Source organism: Streptomyces sp. DSM 116793, assembly GCF_057320905.1.
In genome coordinates this window covers 1705731-1726560 of sequence record NZ_CM170494.1, presented here as the reverse complement: position 1 = coordinate 1726560, position 20830 = coordinate 1705731, and the positions used below count along the sequence as shown (strand labels likewise).

Annotated in this window: 13 protein-coding genes; 3 read left to right on the top strand and 10 right to left on the bottom strand. The window is 73.0% G+C overall.

What is annotated here, in order from left to right; genetic code table 11:
• Positions 1-375: 375 nt before the first annotated feature.
• Positions 376-3918, top strand: coding sequence for an AfsR/SARP family transcriptional regulator (locus ACSMXW_RS07190; protein ID WP_485804637.1), 3543 nt, complete (start codon positions 376-378; stop codon positions 3916-3918).
• Positions 3919-4091: 173 nt separating this feature from the next.
• Here ACSMXW_RS07190 and ACSMXW_RS07185 read toward each other — a convergent pair whose 3' ends face one another.
• The 3 genes from ACSMXW_RS07185 to ACSMXW_RS07175 form a co-directional block, all read right to left on the bottom strand.
• Positions 4092-4907: an ABC transporter permease gene (locus ACSMXW_RS07185; protein WP_485804636.1), complete on the bottom strand. Its 816-nt coding sequence runs from the start codon at positions 4905-4907 to the stop codon at positions 4092-4094.
• Entirely contained in the window at positions 4904-5926 is a 1023-nt protein-coding gene (locus ACSMXW_RS07180) for an ATP-binding cassette domain-containing protein (protein WP_485804635.1), read from the bottom strand. The genes ACSMXW_RS07185 and ACSMXW_RS07180 overlap by 4 nt, the downstream gene beginning before the upstream one ends.
• 298 nt (positions 5927-6224) lie before the next feature.
• Entirely contained in the window at positions 6225-7142 is a 918-nt protein-coding gene (locus ACSMXW_RS07175; RefSeq protein ID WP_485807867.1) for an endonuclease/exonuclease/phosphatase family protein, read from the bottom strand.
• 578 nt (positions 7143-7720) lie between these two features.
• Between ACSMXW_RS07175 and panB the strand changes: the two genes are divergently transcribed.
• A complete protein-coding gene (panB, locus tag ACSMXW_RS07170) occupies positions 7721-8605 on the top strand; it encodes a 3-methyl-2-oxobutanoate hydroxymethyltransferase (RefSeq protein ID WP_485804634.1) in 885 nt (294 codons plus the stop codon).
• A 299-nt stretch (positions 8606-8904) separates the two neighbouring features.
• On the opposite strand, the gene ACSMXW_RS07165 is transcribed toward panB, so the two are convergent.
• From ACSMXW_RS07165 to ACSMXW_RS07145, 5 genes are all read right to left on the bottom strand, one after another.
• Positions 8905-10335: a lyase family protein gene (locus ACSMXW_RS07165; RefSeq protein ID WP_485804633.1), complete on the bottom strand. Its 1431-nt coding sequence runs from the start codon at positions 10333-10335 to the stop codon at positions 8905-8907.
• Positions 10332-11552, bottom strand: coding sequence for an MFS transporter (locus ACSMXW_RS07160; protein ID WP_485804632.1), 1221 nt, complete (start codon positions 11550-11552; stop codon positions 10332-10334). The genes ACSMXW_RS07165 and ACSMXW_RS07160 overlap by 4 nt, the downstream gene beginning before the upstream one ends.
• Positions 11552-12175, bottom strand: a complete 624-nt coding sequence (locus tag ACSMXW_RS07155) for a GNAT family N-acetyltransferase (protein ID WP_485804631.1) — start codon at positions 12173-12175, stop codon at positions 11552-11554. The genes ACSMXW_RS07160 and ACSMXW_RS07155 overlap by 1 nt, the downstream gene beginning before the upstream one ends.
• Positions 12172-13929, bottom strand: coding sequence for an FAD/NAD(P)-binding protein (locus tag ACSMXW_RS07150; RefSeq protein WP_485804630.1), 1758 nt, complete (start codon positions 13927-13929; stop codon positions 12172-12174). Before ACSMXW_RS07150 ends, ACSMXW_RS07155 begins: the two co-directional genes overlap by 4 nt.
• 227 nt (positions 13930-14156) lie before the next feature.
• Positions 14157-15089, bottom strand: a complete 933-nt coding sequence (locus ACSMXW_RS07145; protein ID WP_485804629.1) for an AraC family transcriptional regulator — start codon at positions 15087-15089, stop codon at positions 14157-14159.
• A 162-nt stretch (positions 15090-15251) separates the two neighbouring features.
• Between ACSMXW_RS07145 and ACSMXW_RS07140 the strand changes: the two genes are divergently transcribed.
• On the top strand, positions 15252-16334 hold the full coding sequence (locus ACSMXW_RS07140) for an aldo/keto reductase (RefSeq protein ID WP_485804628.1): 1083 nt from the start codon (positions 15252-15254) through the stop codon (positions 16332-16334).
• Positions 16335-16702: 368 nt separating this feature from the next.
• On the opposite strand, the gene ACSMXW_RS07135 is transcribed toward ACSMXW_RS07140, so the two are convergent.
• Both ACSMXW_RS07135 and ACSMXW_RS07130 read right to left on the bottom strand, forming a co-directional pair.
• Positions 16703-18457 carry an NAD+ synthase gene (locus ACSMXW_RS07135; protein WP_485804627.1) on the bottom strand — a complete coding sequence of 585 codons (1755 nt, stop codon included), beginning with the start codon at positions 18455-18457 and terminating at the stop codon, positions 16703-16705.
• A 196-nt stretch (positions 18458-18653) separates the two neighbouring features.
• The gene (locus ACSMXW_RS07130) at positions 18654-20636 is read right to left on the bottom strand and encodes a S53 family peptidase (protein ID WP_485804626.1); all 1983 of its coding nucleotides are present in this window, start codon (positions 20634-20636) and stop codon (positions 18654-18656) included.
• Positions 20637-20830: the final 194 nt, after the last annotated feature.

Genomic DNA, 20830 nt, shown 5'->3' with positions numbered 1-20830 from the left:
GGGCTGCTCCGGCGGAACGCGCGCCCGCCGTACCGGGAACGTTCCGCGGCAGGGCGACGGTTCCGGAGCGCGGCGGCCGTTCCCCGCGGTGGCGACGGATCAGGGCCGTGGCGGTGGCCGCGGCACGGGGGTGCCGGTTCCGGGCGGTGGCCCGGGGAGGCTACGGTTCCGGGCGGTGGCCCGGGCGGAGACGGGTGCCGGGGAGACCGAGGACCCCGGGGGACCGGGCACATCGGCCCAGGCCCGCGGAGGCCTTCCGGAAGCGGGGAAGGCGGGGACGGTGCGGGTCGGGGGCGTGTGGCCCGGCGGCGCGTCGCCCCGGACAGGGGGAGGACAGTGACGAACGCCACAGCACGGACCGGTGACAATGGGTCCGTGCGCTACCGCATTCTCGGCACCACCCAGGCTCTGCGGGCCGACGGCACGGCCGTCCCGGTCGGCGGGGCGCGCCTGCGTGCCCTGCTCACGGTGCTCGCGCTCCGGCCGGGACGCGCGGTGCCCGCGTCCGTGCTGGTGGACGAGGTGTGGGCGGGCGACAGACCACCCGCCGACGCCACCGGGGCGCTCCAGGCCCTGGTGGGGCGGCTGCGCAAGGCCATCGGCGCTTCGCGGGTGGCCTCCGCGGACGGTGCCTACCGGCTCTGCGCGAGCGCCGACGACGTCGACGCGTACCGCTTCGAACGGCTGGCCGCCGAAGGCACCCGGGCGCTGGCCGACGGCGACGCCCGGAAGGCCGCGGCGGTGCTCGACGACGCCCTCGCGCTCTGGCAGGGGCCCGCGCTGGCCGACCTGCCGGACGGCGCGTCCGAGGCGGCACGCTGGGAGGCCCGCCGCCACGACGCCCGCAGGACCCTGCTGACCGCGGCCCTCGCCCTCGGCCGGGCCGAGGAGATCCTGCCCGAGCTGACCGCCCTCTGCGACGCGCACCCGATCGACGAGCCGCTCCATGCGCTGCGGCTGCGCGCGCTGCGCGACGCGGGCCGCCCCGCCGAGGCGCTGGCCGCCTACGAGGACGTGCGACGCGCCCTGGCCACCCGGCTGGGCGCCGACCCCGGCCCCGCGCTCCGGCACCTGCACGCCGAGCTGCTCCGGCCGGCGGACCTCCCGGGAGGGCCCGTGCCGGACCGCGCCCCGCACACCCTGTACCCCCCGCACACCCTGCACACCCCGCGCACCCCCGCCGCTCCGGTGCCGGGGGCCGCACCGCCGGCCGCCGGGGCCCGGGTCGCCGGGGCCCCGCCCTCCGCGGCCGCCGGCTTCCCGGCCGCCACCCCGGGACCGGCCGCGCCGAAACCCGCCTCCGTCCGGCCGCCCCGGAACGGCGAGTCACCCGCCGCCCCGGCCTCCGCCCCGCCCGTCCAGGCACCTACCGCCCCCGCTCCATCCGGCCGGGCGCCCGCGGCCCCGCCCGGCAACCTCCGGGCCCGCCTGACCTCCTTCGTGGGCCGCGAGAAGGACATCGAGGCGATCCGCGCCGAGCTGGGCCACTCCCGGCTCGTCACCCTGCTCGGGCCCGGCGGGGCCGGCAAGACCCGGCTGTCGCAGGAGGCCGCCGAGGGCCTGGCCGGGACGCTGCCCGACGGTGTCTGGCTGGCCGAGCTGGCACCCATCGACCACCCCGCCGACCCGGCCGCGGTGCCCGAGGCGGTGGTCACCGCGCTCGGCGCCCGGGAGACCGTGCTGCGCGGCGCCGGCGCCGAGGAACTGCGGGTCGCCTCGGAACGGCACGGCGACGACCCGTTCGTCCGGCTGGCCGAGCACTGCGCCCCACGGCGCATGCTGCTGATCCTGGACAACTGCGAGCACGTGGTGGACGCCGCGGCCCGGCTGGTCGAGCGGCTGCTGGAGCGCTGCCCGGGGCTGACGGTGCTGGCCACCAGCCGTGAGCCGCTGGGCGTGCCGGGGGAGTCGCTGTACCCGGTGGAGCCGCTTCCCGAGCCGGTGGCCGTCCGGCTGCTGGCCGAGCGGGGCGCGGCGGCGCGGCCCGGCTTCCGGGTGACGGACGACCCGGAGGCGGTCGCGGAGATCTGCCGCCGCCTGGACGGCCTGCCGCTGGCGATCGAGCTGGCCGCCGCCCGGCTGAGGCTGCTCACCCCCCGGCAGATAGCGGACCGGCTCGACGACCGCTTCAAGCTGCTCACCAGCGGTGCCCGCACCGTGCTGCCCCGCCAGCAGACCCTGCGGGCGGTGGTCGACTGGTCGTGGGGGCTGCTGAACGGCCCGGAGCGCGCCGTACTGCGCCGGCTCGCCGTCTTCGCCGGCGGCTGCGACCTCGCCGCCGCGGAGGCGGTCTGCGGCCCGGACGCCCTCCAGGCGCTGGGCTCACTCGTCGACAAGTCCCTGGTCGTCGCGGCGCCCGCCGAGGACGGCGGTATGCGCTACCGGCTGCTGGAGACCGTCGCCGAGTACGCCGCCGAGCGGCTGGACGAGGCGGGCGACCGGGCCGCCGCCGAGCGCGCCCACCTCGTGCACTTCCGCGAGCTGGCCCGCACCACCGACCCGCTGCTGCGCGGCCCGCGGCAGCTGGCGGCGATACGGACGCTCACCGCCGACCACGAGAACCTCCGCACCGCCCTGCGCTGCGCCGTCGCCGCGGGGGAGGAGCAGGAGGCGCTCTGCCTGGTGCTGTCGCTGTGCTGGTACTGGCAGATACAGGACCTGCGGCACGAGGCCCGCACCTGGTCCCGGGCGGTGACCGGCATGGGGCCCGACCCGTTCGCGGAGCCGCTCACCCCCGCCCCGCCGCTCGCCGAGCGGTGCACCGACGCCCCGCCGCCGATGTCCGAGGAGGTCCTCCAGGAGGCCCGGCGCGAGGCGCACCTGGTCCTTCTGGCCTGTATGGACATGGAGATGGACCTCTGGCAGACGCCTCAGGCGCAGGCGAGGCTGCGCGCCATCGGCGAGGTGTACCGCCCGGGCCTCCCGCAGGTCTGCCGCCCGCCCGGCAGCCTGTGGTTCTTCGCGGTGATCCTCACCGGCGACGTGGCGAGACTGCACCGGGTGCTGGAGGAGATGATCCGCACCTGCCGCGCGCTGGGCTACGAGTGGGAGCTGGCCATGGCCCTCCAGATGCGGGCCAACCTGCTGGCCAACCGCGGCGACCTGGCCGGTGACGCCGCCCGGGACGCGGACGAGTCGATGGCCGTCTTCACCTCGCTGGGCGACTCCTGGGGTACCGCGGAGGCGCTCTCCGCGCGCGCGGAGGCCAGGGAGCGCCGGGGCGACTTCGCCGGCGCCATCGAGGACTACCGGGCCGCGAAGGCCCACACGGAGAAGCTGGGAGCCCGCTCGCAGTGCGCGGTGCTCACCGTGCGGATCGCGGGCGCGCTGGTCGAGCTGGGCGACCTGGAGCGCGGCGAGGAACTGCTGCGCGAGGTGCTCGACGCCGGCCACCACACCGGCCACGAGGCCCTGCCGGCCGCGCGGCTCTTCGTCGCCATGCTGCTGGGCCGCACGGGCCGGATCCCGGAGGCGCGCGAGCAGATGCGGCTGCTCCGCGAAGGCTTCGGCAGGACCGGGTTCGTGGTCTTCGACGGGTTCATGGCGGGCATCCAGGCCTGGTTGGAGATGGCGGACGGGAAGTACGCGGAAGGCCTGCGCATCACCCGGGACTCCATGGACCGCTGTCTCGACCCGCTGTCCCGGATGGTGGCCCCGCAGATGCCGGCGGTCTTCCTGACCAACGGCGCCGTCGCGCTCGCCGCCCTCGACGGCGGGGCGCGGATCCGGGACGCCGCGCGCCTGCTGGGCGCCGCCGTCCGGCAGCTGCCGGACGGCCACCTGCCGTCCGCGCTGGAGCGGGATCTCACGGCCCGGGTCGAGTCGGCGGCCCGCGCCGTGCTCGGCGACGAGGCGTACGCGGCGGCGTACGCCGAGGGCGGCGGCCTCTCCCTCGAAGAGGCCGTCGCCCTGCTGTGACCTCGCCGGTTCCGGCGAGGTGGCGGCGTGTGCCTGGTGTCCTGTGCCCTGTGCTCTGTACTTCTGTCTGTGCCGTGTGCCGTGTGCCGTGTGCCGTGTGCCGTGTGCCGTGTGCAGTGCGCCTTGTGCCGGGGTGTCCACCCGGGCCGCGGGGCGTGCGGGGCACGGCCGGCTCAGCTCTTGGTGCGGAACTTGTGGATGGCGATCGGTGCCGCGACGGCCGTGATGACCACCGACCAGACCAGCGTGACCAGCACGTCGTGGGCGACGGGCACGCCGCCGTTCATCAGGCCCCGGGCGGCGTCGGCCAGCGACGACAGCGGGTTGTAGTCGGTGAACGCCTGGAGCCAGCCCGGCATGGACGACGTCGGTGCGAAGATCGAGGATCCGAACTGCAGAGGCATCAGGACGAGGAACCCCATTCCCTGGATGGCCTGGGCGTTCTTCATCGTCACGCCCATGGTGAGGAAGATCCACATGATGGAGGAGCCGAAGACCAGGGCGAGGCCGATCGCGGCGAACAGGCCCGGCACGTTCGACACCGACAGGCCCAGGACGAACCCGACGGCGAGCAGGATCGCCGTGGCCACCAGCATCCGGCCGATCTCCACCACGATCTTGGCGATCAGCACCGAGGAGCGGGCTATCGGCAGCGACCGGAAGCGGTCCATCACACCGGTCTGGAAGTCCTGGTTGAAGCCGGTCCCCACGCCCATGGCGATGTTCATGCCCATCATGGCCATCAGGCCCGGCACCACGTACTTGACGTACTCGTCCTGGTTGCCCTTGCCGGCGATGGCGCCGCCGAAGACGAAGACGAAGAGCAGCGTGAAGACGATCGGCATCAGCACCGCGTCGAACATCGACTCGGGGTCCTGCCGGATCCAGAGCAGGTTGCGGCGGACCAGGGCGCCGGTGTGGCGCAGGTGGGCGCGGAGCCCGATCCGGCCGTCGGCCGCGCCGGGGGAGTCGAGCACTGCGGCAGTCATACGGCGACCTCCTGACGAGTGGGCGCGGCATCCTGGGCCGCGCCGGCCTTGTGCCCGGTGAGCGAGAGGAACACCTCGTCCAGGCTGGGCAGTTCGGTGTTGATGGCGGACAGGGCGACGCCCCGTTCGGAGAGCGAGCCGACGACGGCGGTGAGCTGGTCGTCGCTGAGGATCGGCACGAGCACGGTGCCCGTCTCGGTGTCCACGGTGGCCCGGCCCGGCCCGGTCAGGCCGAAGTCGTCCAGCTCGGCGGCGACGGAACGCAGCTGGAGCGGGTCGGCGGGCCTGATCCGCAGGGTGCGGCCGCCCACCTTGGCCTTGAGCTCGTCGATCCGGCCGCCGGCGATGACCTTGCCGCGGTCGATCACGGTGAGCTCGCCGGCGAGCTGCTCGGCCTCCTCCATGTACTGGGTGGTGAGCAGCACGGTGACGCCGGTGCCGACCATCCGCTTGACCTCGGCCCAGACCTCGTTGCGGGTGCGCGGGTCGAGGCCGGTGGTGGGCTCGTCCAGGTAGAGCACCGCGGGCCGGCCGATCATGGAGGCGGCCAGGTCGAGACGGCGGCGCATACCGCCCGAGTAGGTGTGCGCGGCGCGCTTGGCGGCGTCGGTGAGGGAGAACCGCTCCAGCAGCTCTTCCGCGCGGCGGCGGGCCTCGGTGCGGGACAGGTCCAGCAGGCGGCCGATCATATAGAGGTTCTCGCGGCCGGAGAGCTTCTCGTCGACGGAGGCGTACTGGCCGGTCAGTCCGATCACCCGGCGGAGCTGCCGGGGCTGGCGGACGACGTCGTAGCCGGCGACGGCGGCGGTGCCGGCGTCCGGCACGATCAGGGTGGACAGGCAGCGGACGAGAGTCGTCTTGCCGGCGCCGTTCGGGCCGAGCACGCCGAGGACGGTGCCCTCGGCGACCTCCAGGTCGACGCCGTCCAGTGCCCTGGTCTCGCCGTAGTGCTTGACCAGCCCCCGCACGGTGATGACGGCGGCGTTGCGGCCGCCGGGAGTTCCGTTGTTGCGTTTCATGGGGCCACGGTGTCAGGGGGCGCCGACAGAGTGCCTACATCGCGCCGACAGGTGGGTTCCCGGGCCGACATCCCGCCTACAGGGCTCCGGGGCCTGCGCCCCCGCCCCCCTGGGTTGCTCGGCGCCGGTGGTTCGCTGCGGGGCTCGTCGCGGCTGGTCGCGCAGTTCCCCGCGCCCCTCTGTGCGCTTCGCGCCCAGCTCCGATGGGGCGCGGGGAACCGCGCGACCAGCCCCCACCGGCCGGTGGCCGGGGAACGACCGCAAGGGGCTCGGCACGTCCGGTGGACCCAGTGGAATGTCAGAGCTTGAGGGTCGCCGCGACGGGGAGGTGGTCGCTGGGGGTGCGGGGGAGGGTCCAGGAGCGGACCGGGGTGACGCCCTTGACCATGATCTGGTCGATCCGTGCCATCGGGAACGACGCCGGCCAGCTGAAGCCGAAGCCGTCCCCGGCCGCGCCCTGCGTGGACCGCATCTGCGCGGTCACGCCGTTGAGCGCCCGGTCGTTCATGGTCCCGTTGAGGTCCCCGAGCAGCACGACCCGGTCCAGCGGCTCACGCGCGATCGCCTCGCCGAGCGCGTCCGCGCTCTCGTCCCGCTGGCTGGCCGTGAAGCCGGAGTTCAGCTTGACCCGTACCGACGGCAGGTGGGCGACGTAGACGGCGACCCGGCCGGCGGGGGAGCTGACGGAGGTGCGCAGGGCCCGCGTCCAGCCCAGCTTGATGTCCACCGGCTCGGTGCCGCTCAGCGGGTACTTGCTCCACAGCGCGACGGTGCCCTGCACGACGTGGTACGGGTACGTGCCGGCGAGCGCCTTCTCGTACACCGGGACCGCCGCCGTCGTCAGCTCCTCCAGGGCCACCACGTCCGCCCCGGAGGCGGCCACGTCGTGGGCGGTGCCGGACGGGTCGGGGTTGTCCGCGTTGACGTTGTGCGTGGCCACCGTCAGGTCCCCGCCGGTGCCGGTCCGGTCGGCGATGAGGCCGCCGAACAGGTTGAACCACACCGCCACCGGCAGCACCAGCGCGACCAGCGCGCTCACCGACTTGCGGACCAGGGCGGCGACGAGCAGCAGCGGCACGAAGAGGCCGAACCACGGCAGGAACGTCTCCGAGAGGCTGCCCATGTTGCCGACGGTGTTGGGGATGTGCGCGTGCAGCAGCATCAGCAGCGCGAGGACCACCGCCAGCGCCGCGATGACCAGGCCGCGGCGCCACATGCCGGCCCGGCCGCCGCGCCGCCAGCCGCCGGCCAGCCGCCGGATGCGGGATGCCTGGTGTCCGTCTGCCGTGTCGCTGCTCGTCTCCGTCACGTACGCCTGCGCCATTCCCTTGCCTCACTGCCTGCCGTGCACACCGTCCCGCCCCCTGACCCTAGGCGATGATCGCGGCCGCCTTCGCCGTGCGTACCCTGTCGCGCCGCCGCCCCGTCCGGCGCGTCCCGCCGGCGGGACGCGCCGGACGGGGCGGCGGGCGGAACATCCGTACGAGCATCAGGACGAGCCGGCCCGGGGCCGGGTTCCCGGGCGGGGCACGGACGGCTGTCGCTGTGACAGTACGCGTACATCAGGGGCCGCCGGCGCCTCTCCCCGGCAGGGGGCGACCGGCACCGCGCGGACACCTGCCGGGCCCGTCGTGCCGCCGGGGATCAGGGGGCGTGCGGCGGCGTGGCGGATGTGACACGGGTCCCGCCGCGGGAGCCGGCCGGGGGGTGGCCCGCGGTCGGCACGAGTGCCACCATGGGGGTGGTCCGGAGACGCCGTGAGGGCGCTTCGAGATGACAGAAGGAGCCGTTGCGATGACGCAGATTCCGGCTGCCCAGAAGTCCGGCCCGGGTCAGGGGCGGACGTCCGACAGCAGCAAGGCGCTGTACGGAGGCAAGGGCACACGCCGCATCACCGTGCGCGACATCACCGCCGCCAAGGAGCGCGGCGAGAAGTGGCCGATGCTCACCGCCTACGACGCGATGACCGCGTCCGTCTTCGACGAGGCCGGCATCCCGGTCATGCTCGTCGGCGACTCGATGGGCAACTGCCACCTCGGGTACGAGACGACCGTGCCCGTCACCCTCGACGAGATGACGATGCTCTCGGCGGCCGTGGTGCGCGGCACCAGCCGCGCCCTGATCGTCGGCGACCTGCCCTTCGGCACGTACCAGGAGGGGCCCGCACAGGCGCTGCGCAGCGCCATGCGGCTGGTGAAGGACGCCGGCGTGGGCGCCGTGAAGCTGGAGGGCGGCGAGCGCTCGCACCGCCAGATCGAGCTGCTGGTCGAGTCCGGCATCCCGGTCATGGCGCACATCGGCCTCACACCGCAGTCCGTCAACACGATGGGCTACCGCGTACAGGGCCGCGGCGAGGAGGCGGCGCAGCAACTGCTCCGCGACGCCAAGGCGGTGCAGGACGCGGGCGCGTTCGCCGTGGTGCTCGAGCTGGTGCCGGCCGAGCTGGCGGCCGAGGTGACGCGCGTGCTGCACATTCCCACGGTCGGGATCGGGGCCGGGGCCGAGTGCGACGCCCAGGTCCTCGTGTGGACCGACATGCTCGGTCTGACGCCCGGGAAGATGCCGCGGTTCGTGAAGCAGTACGCGGATCTGCGGCGCGTCATGTCGAATGCGGTGCAGCAGTTCGCCGAAGATGTGGTGGGCGGGTCGTTCCCCGCGGAGGAGCACGCCGTGCACTGAGGAGCAGACCCGCGCCGAGCGCTGCCGTGCCCGGACGGCGGCCCCCGCGCCGAGGTCGGGGCCCAGCCCCGGAGAGCCACTGCGGCACCACGGCAGCCCGTCGATCTTCCCCCGTCGGCGGGCTGCTGCCGTTCGGGCGCCACGCCCGTTCGGCCCCGCGCCACTCGCGGGCGCTCCCCTTCGCGGGCACTCCGCGTACCGGGCCCGTTCGCGGACCGGGGTCGCGAAACGGCGCCCGGCCCGGCCGTGCCCACCACGGGCACGGCCGGACGGGGGCGGTGCGTCGCCGGCCGGGCGCCTCAGCCGGCCAGGGCGGAGAAGACCTCCTCCCGCTTGGCCTCAGCCGTGTCCAGGCGTGCCGCCACGGCGTCGATCCACTGCGTGTCGGCCCGCAGCGCGTCCTGGGCCGCGGACAGCATGCGCTGGAACTCGGCCGGTTGCGGGCCACCCAGTCCGCGGTAGGAGCCGACCATGACGGTCGGGTCCAGCGCAGCCCTGAACTCCGCCTCGGTGAGGGGGAGCTCGTCGGAGCCGACCGTGTACTCCGCCGTGGTCTCGCGGTACAGCCGCCGGGCCTCGGCGAAGTCGATCCGGTCCGCCGTCAGGCCGGCGGCGCGTCCGTGGGTGACCAGCGCGGAGGCGAACCGGTGGCCGACGTGGAAGGGCACGTCCGCCTCCCGCTGGAGGATGTTCGCCAGCTCCGACGTGGTCGAGTAGTCCGACCGCACCTCTGCGAGCGCGGCCTCCTCGTCGAGCCGGAGCCCGGCCACGACGCCCTGCAACTCGTCCAGCAGCGCGAGGGTCCGGTCGAGTGTCCGGTATGCCTCGCCCCGCTTGTAGTCGGTCAGGCCCGAGGCGACATTGTGCGCGGCGAGCGCCGCCGACATCCCGTCGCCCAGCACCTCGCTGGCGAGCAGCCGGGTGCGGTTCAGCGCGACCGGGTTGCGCTTCTGCGGCATCAGCGTGCTGGGGGCGAGCAGTGCCGCGTCCTGGAGGATCAGCCACGGCCGGGCGTGGTGATACTGCGCGTGCACGTCCTGGACGAAGGTGCCGGCCGACAGCGCCAGGGCCATCGCGCCCGCGGCCACCTCGAACCCGATGTCGACGGGGGAGAGCTGGGCCGCGTCGAACGAGTTCTGGACGACGTCGTCGAAGCCGAGCAGTTCGGCCAGGCGCACCCGGTTGACCGGGAAACTCGACGTCGCCAGGGCCGCCGCACCGAGGGGGCAGCTGTTGAGACGGGGGTATGTCCCGGCCAGCCGGGCGGTCGCGCGCTGGAAGGTTGCCTCGTACCCGAGGAGCAGGTGACCGAAGGTGACCGGCTGGGCCTGCACCCCGTTCGTGTAGGCCGGCACGATCGCCGATCCGTACCGCTCGGCGAGGGTGAGCAGGTCGGCGCGCAGCTCGCACACGCGCCGGTGGACGAGGACGAAGCGGTCGCGTACCAGCAGCCGGTGCACGGTGGCCAGCATGTCCTGGCGGCTCCGGCCGGCGTGGACGCGGGAGCTGTCCGGCCCGACGAGGCGGCGCAGCAGCGGTTCGACCTGGAGGTAGTCGGTCGGTCGCGCGGCGCCGGGCGCCTCGGCATCGGCGAGGACCTCGGCGATCGCCGAGGCCGTCCGCGCGCCGACGTCCCGGGGCGCGATACCCTCCTCCACGGTCATGATCGTCGACGCCTTGTCCAGCTGGCACAGCCAGTAGAAGGTGTCTCTGCTGTCCAGGTCGGTCATGTGCGGGCTCCTTCGTTCAGGTGATGCGGACGGGTGCGCTCGGGGCGCCCCGACCAGGCGGCGAGCGCCGTGCACAGGCCGGCCACCACGACCGCGCACAGCAGGCCGGCGCAGGCGGTCCACCCCCCGGCGGCGTACAGGGGGGCCGGAGCGGTGGCGCCGATGCTGCCTCCGGCGTAGTAGCAGGTCAGGTAGAGGCCGACCGCGCTCGACCGGGCGGGCTCGCCCGTCTCGGCGGCGTGGCCGATCGCGCACGCCTGGGCGGAGAACACCCCGGTCGACGAAGCGGCGAGGCCGGCGATCACGGCCGGGACCGCGGGCAGGATGGTGATGCCGAGTCCGGCCAGGGAGACCAGGCTGACCAGGACGAACGTCCTGCGCCTGCCGAGGCGGTTGATCACCCGCCCGGTGACCGGCGTGACGACCACGGCGACCAGGAAGACCGCGAACACCGCCCCGATCTGCAGCGAGGTCAGTCCGAAAGGCGGTGCCTCCAGGTGGAGCCCCGCGTAGGTGAAGGACGCCACCTGCTGGAAGAGGATCGACGCCCCGATGAAGCAGGTGGCCATCAGCCGCCGGTTGCGGAGGTGCCGGCTGACGCCCCGGAGGCCGGCCAGGAACGAACGCGAGCGCTGGAAGCGCCGTTCCCGGGGCAGCCACGCCGCGGCCACCACCAGCGTCACCAGCAGCACGGCCGCCAGCACGACGAACGAGAACCGCCAGCCGAACTCCGCGGCGGCCGCGCCGGACAAGAACCTGCCGCAGAAGCCGCCGAACGCCGTACCGGACACATAGAGGGCGTTGGCCGCCTGCCCCGCCGGGCCCGTGTACTCCTCCGCGACATGGGCGACGGCGACCGCGAACACAAACGGAATCAGCAGGCCCTGGGCGAACCGGAACACCAGCAGTGAGGGGAAGTCCCAAGCGGCCGCGCAGGCGAGCGTGGCCGCCATGGTCGCTCCGATCGCCACCAGCATCACGGCCTTGCGGCCCAGGCGGTCCGAAACCGATCCGGCGAACGGGGCCATCACCGCAACCCCGGTCGTCGTCGCGCTGACCGTCCACGTACTCGCGTCCACGGAGACGCCGAGGTCGTGGGCGAGGTCCGGGAGGAACGGCTGGGTGGAGTAGATGTTCAGCAGCGCACAGAGGCCGAGCAGGAAGATCGCCGTCCTGGTCCGCCACGCCATCGTGCCGGCGGCGGGCGCGTCCGACACTAGGCCGGCTCCGCCGCGGCACGATCGAGCAGCCAGGTCAGCTGCCGGCGCACCCCGGGCCACTCACTGTTGATGACGCTGTAGTAGCACGTGTCCCGCAGGGTGCCGTCCGGGAGGATGACGTGGTTGCGCCAGACGCCTTCGAACTTGGCCCCGAGACGTTCGATCGCCCGCCTGCTCGGCATGTTGAAGTAGTTGGTGCGGAAGCCCACGGCGATGCAGTCGAGCTGCTCGAACGCGTGGGTGAGCAGCAGCAGTTTGGCCTCGGTGTTGAGCGCGGTGCGCTGGACGCTCCCGCGGTACCAGGTGTGCCCGATCTCCAGCCGGCGGTTGGGGGCGTCGACGTTCATGTAGCTCGTCATCCCCGCGATGCGGCCGGTGGCGTCCAGCACGGTGAACGGCACCATGATCCCCTCCGCGGCGAGTCCGAGGCGCCAGGTGATCTCCTCGCGCATGCCGTCGGGGGAGGGAACCGCGGCGTACCAGGTGTCCCACACCCGGCCGTCCTCGACGGCCTCGACGAGGTCGGCCTCGTGGTCGGGATCGAGCGGAACCAGTGCCACGTGGTCGCCCTTGAGCGTGAAGGGCTCGATCCACCGGGTGCGGTGCGGCGCGGTCGTCATGACGCGACTCCATGGGTGGCTGCTGCGGGAATGCGGCGGAGGGAATGGTCGTCAAACAGGTGCTCGACCATGGCGTGCACGGCCGCGGCGGCGTCCGCCGTGACCCGGGAGTCGAGCCCGGGCGCCGGCAGCATGTTGGTGTAGTAGCGCGGACCCTCGGTGATGTGGCCGAGAGCGCAGATGCTGGGCACGACCGAGCCGCCCACGTCGATGAGGCGCCCCGCGGTGTCGATGTCGAAGCCGCCGGGGTGGAACGAGCCGTTCATGAAGGGGCGGGCGTGTCCCGCCGACAGGAGGCTCCTGGTCAGCGCGGAGGTGTCGCGGCGGGGCAGGAACGGGTCGACACTTGCCCCCACGAGGACGTCGCAGCGGGTGGGCGGGGAGGACTGGGCACCGCCGCCGATGACGAACTCCGCGGTCTCCTCGTCGAGCCGCACACCGGCTCCGGGCCCGGCGCCCAGGTGCAGGATCCCGCTGTTGAACAGCGCCCGCCACTCGCGCGAACGGGAGAGCGGCGGCCCCGCGGCCACCGCGTTGAGAATCGGCGCGTGGACCCGGAGGAAGTGTTCGTGCGAATCCGGCGTCAGCCCGCGGTACTCAATGGCGCACCGGAGTTGGTCCCGCAGATCGCGCGTGGCGTCCGTGGCGGCTTTCGCAGGGTTTTTCAGGTTGCCCTCCGCCGCGCGTTTCTCATCCATCGCCAAAAAGGCGACGATGTTCGCCTGGTACTCCTCAAGCGTTCTGACCCTGTTTTCGAGTGGGAATTTGAAAATGGCGTCTATCCGGTCCGGGTCCGAGCCGGGTGCCACCGCCTCTCCGGCGTGCCGCATATCGGCGAGCAGCAGCGGCAGCACATGTTTCCTGAAATCCAGCCGGCCCTGTGCGTCACGCATTCCACGCACTTTGTTCATGGTCAGGAACAGTGGTCGATGTACGTCTGTTGCCGACTTCTGGTTCACCGCCCGCGGCCAGAAGATCCGGCAACTGCGTGAGTACACGTGGATCTGCGGCTCGTGCCCGCTGGGGTGGTAGAGCAGGTCCCCGCCCGCCGCCTCGGCGAAGCGGCCGCCACGGCCCACCGTGAGGCCCGCGACCGTGTCGACGGCCGACAGCCCCATGCCGCGCACCGCGACGCGGGCACCTGGCTCGATGGTGTCGAGCTGCTGGAGCGGATAGCAGTTCCGCAGATAGCGCAGCAGGGGGTTGGCCCGGCGGTGCTCGGCGATCGACGCCTGCACCGCCACGTCCCGCGACGTCGGGTGGTTCTTCCCGTGCCCCGTGGTCAGGAAGGTGAAGTCCACGGCGAGGACGGAGCCGTCGGACAGGTGCAGGGCCCAGGAACCGTCCCGCAGCGCCCGCAGCGTCTCCGCGGTCGCCCGGTGCTCGTGGATCCTTAACCCGCCGGGCGCCATCCGGCGGAGCCGCCGGTAGCAGTAGGAGAGGTAGCGGCCGAGGGCGCCGCGCGAGAGATAGGCGTCGTCCGGGGCGCCGGCCCACTCGGCCAGGCTGGGGCCGGGTACCGGCCTTCCGGTGGCGGCGGAGTCGCCGGTGCGGAACATCGTCACCTGCCCGGCGACGGTGTTCATCAGAAGATAGGAGGGCTGATCCGGATAGTGCGTGCCCGAGCCGGGCTCGTGCGGGTCGATGATGTGTACGGATAAACTGTGGCTCTCGTCCAGCGATAAGCTGCACATTCTCTCAAGAACGCTGAGACCGCGCGGGCCCCCGCCAACAATGGCGACGGATACATCCATGGAAACGGAACCTCCGTTTATTCCGATGATCGCTCAACATAGCCAGCGCATTGCGATACTGAACAGATTGATTCTCGCCAAGGAGGCGCTAGAGTCGGCCACCGGGCAAGTGCCGCTGCGCCGTCTTAAGGATTCATTTCTTTTGTTCGAACGCTGTGTTGCGGGTCACCCCGCAGGGCAATGCGGCGCGCCGGAACATCCGCAAAAATTCACTCCGGATTCCTTGCTCAGGGCAGCGGGCGGCGGCCCGGGCTCGTGGTGGCCCGCAGGCGGGCGGCGTCCCGGCCGGGCGGAGCGCCGAAGAGGCGGCGGTACTCGCGGGTGAACTGCGAGGGGTTGTCGTAGCCGACGAGGTGCCCGACGCCGGCCACGTCGCCCGCGCCGGCGACCAGCAGCGAGCGGGCCTCCTGCAGGCGGATGCGCTTGACGAACTGGAGCGGGCTCAGGGTGGTCACGGCCCGGAAGTGCCGGTGGAACGCGGAGGTGCTCATCGCGGCCAGCGCGGCGAGGTCGTCGATGCGCACCGGTTCGGCGTAGTTCTCGCGGATCCACCGGATGGCCCGGCTGACGTGGGTCAGATTGCTGTCGGCCAGTCCGATCTGGCGGATCATGCCGCCGTGCGGTCCGGTGAGCAGCCGCCAGAGGATCTCGCGCTCGATGAGCGGGGCCAGTACGCGGGCGTCGGCGGGGTGGTCGAGCAGCCGGGCCATCCGCGTCACGGCGTCGAGCAGGGCGCCCTCGGCGGGGCCGGTGGCGATCGCGGGCAGGGCGGGCCCCGGCCGGGGTGGCCGGGCGGGGCCGGCGGCCTGGTCGGGGGTCGCCTCCAGCAGCAGCGGGGCGATGGCGGCCGGGCGCAGCACGAGACCCAGGCCCAGGGCCGGGGCCTCGGGGGAGGCGCCGAGGAAGTGGCCGCTGACCGGCAGTCCCGCGGTGACCACGAGGCACTGCCCCGCCCGGTACCCGTACACCCGGTCCCCGAGCAGCAGGCGCTTGGCGCCCTGGGCCATGACGACCAGCAGCGGATCGGTCAGCGAGTGGTCCGGCTCCGACGTCTCCACCTTCGACAGCAGCAGGCCGTCGACGGACGTCGTCAGGTCGGGGCGCGCATGCTCCGCGATCAGCACGCGGAGCTCGTCGAGGAGCCGGTCGGTGGTCTGCACGCACCCCACGGAAGCACCCGCCGCCGGCCCCGGCAAGTCCGATCCGGGCGGGCCCGGCAGGATCGTGCAAGAGCCCGCGCCGATCGGCCTACCTCTGACCAGGCGGTTCGCGTTTGCATGGTGGGGACGGATTCCGACACAGGACATACGGAGGGTGGGCCCATGCCACTCGATCACTACGTCACGCTGGGCAGGTCGGGGCTGCGGGTCAGCCCGTTCGCGCTCGGTGCGATGACCTTCGGGGAGGACCCCGGGGGCGCCGGGTGCAGCGTGGCGGAGTCGGAGCGGATCCTGGCGGCCTACCTGGACCGCGGCGGGAACTTCGTCGACACCGCGAACTTCTACACCAACGGCCACTCCGAGAAGATCCTCGGCGACTTCTTCGCCGCGCGGCCCGGACTGCGGGACCGCGTGGTGCTGGCGTCGAAGTTCTTCTTCAACCTCTTCCCCGGCGACCCCAACGGCGGCGGCGCGGGCCGTTCGTCGATCATCGCCCAGCTCCACGAGAGCCTGCGCCGCCTTGGGACCGACCACCTCGATGTGTACTGGCTGCACAACTGGGACCGGCACACGCCCGTGGAGGAGACGCTGCGCACCCTCGACGACCTGGTCACGGCGGGCAAGATCCGCTATGTGGGGTTCTCCAACACGCCCGCGTGGTTCACCGCGCAGGCCCAGACGACGGCGCTGCTGAAGGGGTGGACGCCGCTGGTCGCGCTCCAGGTCGAGTACTCGCTGCTCGCCCGCACCGTCGAGGGCGAGCTTGCGCCGCTCGCGCTCGACCAGGGCATGGCGCTGGTGCCGTGGAGCCCGCTGAAGAACGGCTTCCTGTCCGGCAAGTACCGGCGCGGCGCGGAGGTCACCGACTCGGCACGGACGGCATTCGTCGGCGGCCCGTCGGAGGCGGAGTTCGCGGTGATCGACGCCGTCGCCGCGGTCGCCGAGGAGGTGGGCACCACGTCGGCGGCGGTGGCCCTGGCCTGGCTGCGCTCGCGGCCCGGCACCGTGGTGCCCGTTCTCGGCGCGCGGCGCGTCGGGCACCTGGAGGACAACCTCGCGGCGCTGGAGGTGACCCTCGGCCCGGAGCACCTTCGGCGCCTCGACGAGGTGTCGGCGCCCGTGCTCGGTTATCCCGCCCCCATGCACGGCGCCCAGCGGGCGATGCTCCAGTTCGCCGGGGCGACGGTGGACGGCGAGACGTCCACGGTCTATCCGCCGCTGCTCCGGAGCGACGTCCGCTACTGACCCGCCCCCTCGCCTGCGGCGGGCCACCGGGCCCAGCCCCTTGCGGTGGCCCGCTTGTCCACCGGCGGGTAGGGGCTGGTCGCGCCCGCGTGGCAGAGCCACATATCGACACAGCCCCGCGCCCCTTTGTATGGGCGCTCCGCGCCTCGACAGGGGCGCGGGGAACTGCGCGAGCAACCGAGACGCGCCTGCGGCGGGCCACCGGGCCGAGCCCGTTGCGGTCTCTTCGCCTGCCCACCGGCCGGTGGGGGCTGGTCGTGCCCGCGTGGCAGAGCCACATATCGACACAGCCCCGCGCCCCTGATCGGGCGCTTCGCGCCCTGTCAGGGGCCCGGTGGGGCCGCGGCCCCTTTTCGGCTCACCCGCCGTCAGGCGGACTCGTGCCAGTGGCTGGTGATCGGAAGCCGTCGGTCCTTGCCGAAGCCCTTCGCGGAGATCTTCGTGCCGGGCGGGTACTGCCGCCGCTTGTACTCGGCCCGGTCCACCATCCGCAGCGTCCGCTCCACCAGCTCGGGGTCGAACCCGGCCGCCACGATCACGTCCGCGCCCCGGTCGTGGTCCACGTAGAGGTCGAGGATCGCGTCCAGCACGGGGTAGTCCGGCAGCGAGTCCGTGTCGACCTGCCCGGGCCGCAGCTCCGCGCTGGGCGGCTTGCTGATCGAGTTCTCCGGGATCGGCGGTGTCTGCCCCCGCTCCCGCGCCGCGCGGTTGCGCCACTCGGCCAGCCGGAACACCGCGGTCTTGTAGACGTCCTTGATCGGCCCGTACGCCCCGACCGCGTCGCCGTACAGCGTCGAGTACCCGACGGCCAGCTCGGACTTGTTGCCGGGGGCCAGCACGATCTGGCCCTCCTGGTTGGAGATCGCCATCAGGAGCGTGCCGCGCAGCCGGGCCTGGAGGTTCTCCTCGGCCAGCCCGGACAGCTCCACCGACGACATATACGCGTCGAACATCGGCTCGATCGGAACCGTGCGGAAATTGAGCCCGGTCCGCCGCGCCAGCTCCGCCGCGTCCGCGCGGGAGTGCTCCGAGGAGTACTTCGACGGCATCGACACGCCGTAGACGTGCTCCGCACCGAGCGCGTCACAGGCGATGGCGGCGGTGAGTGCCGAGTCGATGCCGCCGGAGAGCCCGATCAGCACGGACCGGAAGCCGTTCTTCGCGACATACGCGCGCAGCCCCACCACCAGCGCCGAGTACACCTCCTCGTCGTCGTCGAGCCGCTCGGCGTACCCGCCGGCCAGCTCGGCCGGGTACGGCGGGAGAGGGTCGGACGAGAGCGTGACGTGGTCGATACGCAGGCCGTCGTCGACGACGCCCGACGGCGGCTCGGGCGCCGCGGCCGGCAGGTCCAGGTCGAGCACCACACAGCCCTCCGCGAACTGCGGAGCACGGGCGATCACCGAGCCGTCCCGGTCGACCACGATCGAGTCGCCGTCGAAGACCAGCTCGTCCTGCCCGCCGATCATGGCCAGGTACGCGGTGGTGCAGCCGGCCTCCTGCGCCCGCTTGCGGACCAGCTCCAGGCGGGTGTCGTCCTTCTTCTGCTCGTACGGCGAGGCGTTGATGGAGAGCAGCAGGCCGGCCCCGGCGCTCCGGGTGGCCGGCACCCGGCCGCCGTCCTGCCAGAGGTCCTCGCAGATCGCGAGCGCGACGTCGATGCCGTGCACCCGCACGACGGGCAGGGTGTCACCGGGCACGAAGTAGCGGAACTCGTCGAAGACGCCGTAGTTCGGCAGGTGGTGCTTGGCGAAGGACAGCACCACCCGGCCGCGGTGCAGCACGGCCGCGGAGTTCTGCGGGGCACCCGCCGGCTGCCCGTACTTCGGCTGGGCGGACTCGCAGCGGTCCAGGTAGCCGACGACCACCGGCAGCTCCCCGAGGCCCTCGTCCACCAGCCGCCCGGCGAGGGAGTGCAGCGCGTCGCGGGACGCCTCGACGAAGGACGAGCGCAGGGCCAGGTCCTCGACGGGATAGCCGGTCAGCGCCAGCTCCGGGAACGCCACGAGGTGGGCCCCCTGCTCGGCGGAGTGCCGGGTCCAGCGGAGGACCGCCTCGGCGTTCCGGGTGAGATCGCCGACGGTCGAGTCGATCTGATTCAGGGCGAGGCGAAGTTGAGGCACCCCGCCAGTGTAATCGTCAGAGCGACGCGATGGGGGGCCGGTGTGGTGCGGCCCACGCCCTGCCCCGGCCAGGGGCGTCCTTGGGCCCACGCGGGCGCCCGCCCCCGGACCCGTGTGGACGGGCCGGGGGCGGGCGCGGGCAGGAGCGGAACGGACGACGTCGCCGTGGCGCCGTCACCCGCCGTGCACGGGCACCTCAGTGGCCGTGACCGTGCTCCGGCCCGGTGCCGTACGACTCGACGTAGCCGGGGGCGGGCGAGCCGACGCCGGTGACGTCGTCATAGCCGTTCACCGCGGACAGCGAGGTGTCCTTGCCGAGGGTGCGCAGCGAGGTGAGCAGGCCGTCGGAGTCGTCGTAGCTGTTCGCGTAGTCCACCCGGACCACGGCGAGGCCCTGCGCGCCGTCCACCGGGTGGTCCGTGACGTCGTGGTACAGCTTCGAGCCGTAGCGGTCGTAGATCGCCGGGTTGGCGAACCCGAGCGGCCGGCCGCCGTGCGCCTGCTGGGCCAGCGCCTGGATCCCCGCGACGGTCGGTGCGGCCAGCGAGGTGCCGCCGATGCGGTACTCGCTGTACTGCTGGGACCCGTCGGGGAACGTCTGGGTCTGGCCGACCAGGAACCCGGTGTTGGGGTCCGCGATCGCCGAGATGTCCGGCACCGTGCGCATCGGCAGGATGCCGTTCGCCTTGGCCAGCGAGTCGGGGACGACGCCCTTCTGGTAGAACGGCTGCGCCACGTTCCTGCTGGTGCCGCCGCCGGCGCCGCCGTTGAACGTGCCGGGGACGCCCTTCCAGCTCTTGCCGTCGTCGGACAGCGCGGCCTTGCCGGTGCCCCAGCCGGTCTCCCACTTGTAGGTGTCGTTCCGGCCGACGGCGAGCGCCGTGCCGCCCACCGACGTCACCCAGGCGGAGCTGGCCGGCACGTCGACCTGCTTCGTCCCGGTGTGGGCGACCTCGTCGCCGTTGTCGCCGGAGGAGAAGTAGAAGCCGATGCCCTCGATCGCGCCGAGCTGGAAGACCTGGTCGTAGGCCGCGGCGACGTCCGGGGTCTGGTTCTCCTCGATGTCGCCCCACGAGTTGGAGACGATGTCCGCGAGGTGGCTGTCGACGACCTTGCTGAGCGAGTCGAGCAGGTCGTCGTCGTTGCAGGACGCGGCGCCGACGTAGACGATGTTCGAGGCGGGCGCGACCGCGTGCACCGCCTCCACGTCCAGCGACTCCTCGCCGTACCAGCCGGCCGCGTCGCACCCCTCGGGCGCGGGAGCGGTGTCGGTGTACTCACCGGGCAGCACCTGGGTGAGCTGGCCGCCCTTGTAGGGCGCGTCACCGTTCCGCTTGGCGTACCGGGCGGCGTCCTGCTCGATGGTCGGCGAGGCGTAGGCGTCGGTGATGGCCACCGTCACGCCCTTGCCGGTCCGCTTGCCCGCACCGTAGGCGGCGCGCAGCTGCTTGCCGGTGTACCCCTTGGGGGCGTACGGGGCCGTGGTGCCGTACGCCTCGGGGAGGGTGGTGGCCGGATCGGAGCCGTAATAGGTGGAGAACGGCCCCGCGTTGCGGAAGACCGCGCTCGGCGGCGGCAGCTCGTCCTTGTGGTCCGCCTTGTGCGGGGCGGTGTCCAGGCCGGTGACGGTGAGGACGGCGCCCTTCAGGGCCACGGGGGTCGTGGGGGTCCGCTGCGGGGCGCGGTAGGTCCGCCCGTCCTTGCGGTAGTTGTGCAGCTGGGTGCCGAACGCCTTCTCGGCGGCGGCCACGTCACCGGACACCTCGATGTAGTGCCGGGTGGTGGCGGTGACGGTGAGCCCGGCGCCCTTCAGCCAGGACTTCACGGCGCCGACCTGCTCCGCGGTGGCCCCGAAGCGCTCCTGCGCCTGCTTGGGTGTGAGGAACTTGCCGTACGACGCCGAGTGCGGGTCGGACACGGCACGCGCGTACGCGGCGAGACCGGCCGCGTCACGCCCGGCCAGGTAGACCCGGGCCTGCACCTTGTCGGCGTCGGCCGTGGCGCCCTGGTCGGTCTTGTCGGTCGCCCAGAGCGGCTTGGCGCCCTTGAGCGTCTCGCGGGCGCCCGGGTTCTGGTCCGCGTGGGCCGCGGGTATGCCGAGCACCAGGGCCCCGGTGAGCAGCGGGAGCGTCGCCGCCAGGCTGACACCGGTGCGCACTGCGGCGCGGTTGGATCTCATGGAACCCCCTGGGATGCGGTTCGTTTCGTGTGACGGAGGACGCACACGTAAGAGATCACTCTCGCCATGAACAGTTCACGTCTGGGGAACGGGAACCCCAAGAAGAGACCAAGGACCGGTTACCGCAACCGATTTGACGCTCGGTGCCACATATGCGGAGGTCGCTTTTCCGTCACGCCGCCAGCCGGGCGCCG

Coding starts and splice junctions, on each gene's coding strand:
- ACSMXW_RS07165 (WP_485804633.1), bottom strand. CDS start 10,335: ATGACCGACCTGGACAGCAGAGACACCTTCTACTGGCTGTGCCAGCTG.
- ACSMXW_RS07140 (WP_485804628.1), top strand. CDS start 15,252: ATGCCACTCGATCACTACGTCACGCTGGGCAGGTCGGGGCTGCGGGTC.
- ACSMXW_RS07130 (WP_485804626.1), bottom strand. CDS start 20,636: ATGAGATCCAACCGCGCCGCAGTGCGCACCGGTGTCAGCCTGGCGGCG.
- ACSMXW_RS07185 (WP_485804636.1), bottom strand. CDS start 4,907: ATGACTGCCGCAGTGCTCGACTCCCCCGGCGCGGCCGACGGCCGGATC.
- ACSMXW_RS07180 (WP_485804635.1), bottom strand. CDS start 5,926: ATGAAACGCAACAACGGAACTCCCGGCGGCCGCAACGCCGCCGTCATC.
- ACSMXW_RS07155 (WP_485804631.1), bottom strand. CDS start 12,175: ATGACGACCGCGCCGCACCGCACCCGGTGGATCGAGCCCTTCACGCTC.
- ACSMXW_RS07175 (WP_485807867.1), bottom strand. CDS start 7,142: ATGTGGCGCCGCGGCCTGGTCATCGCGGCGCTGGCGGTGGTCCTCGCG.
- panB (WP_485804634.1), top strand. CDS start 7,721: ATGACGCAGATTCCGGCTGCCCAGAAGTCCGGCCCGGGTCAGGGGCGG.
- ACSMXW_RS07150 (WP_485804630.1), bottom strand. CDS start 13,929: ATGGATGTATCCGTCGCCATTGTTGGCGGGGGCCCGCGCGGTCTCAGC.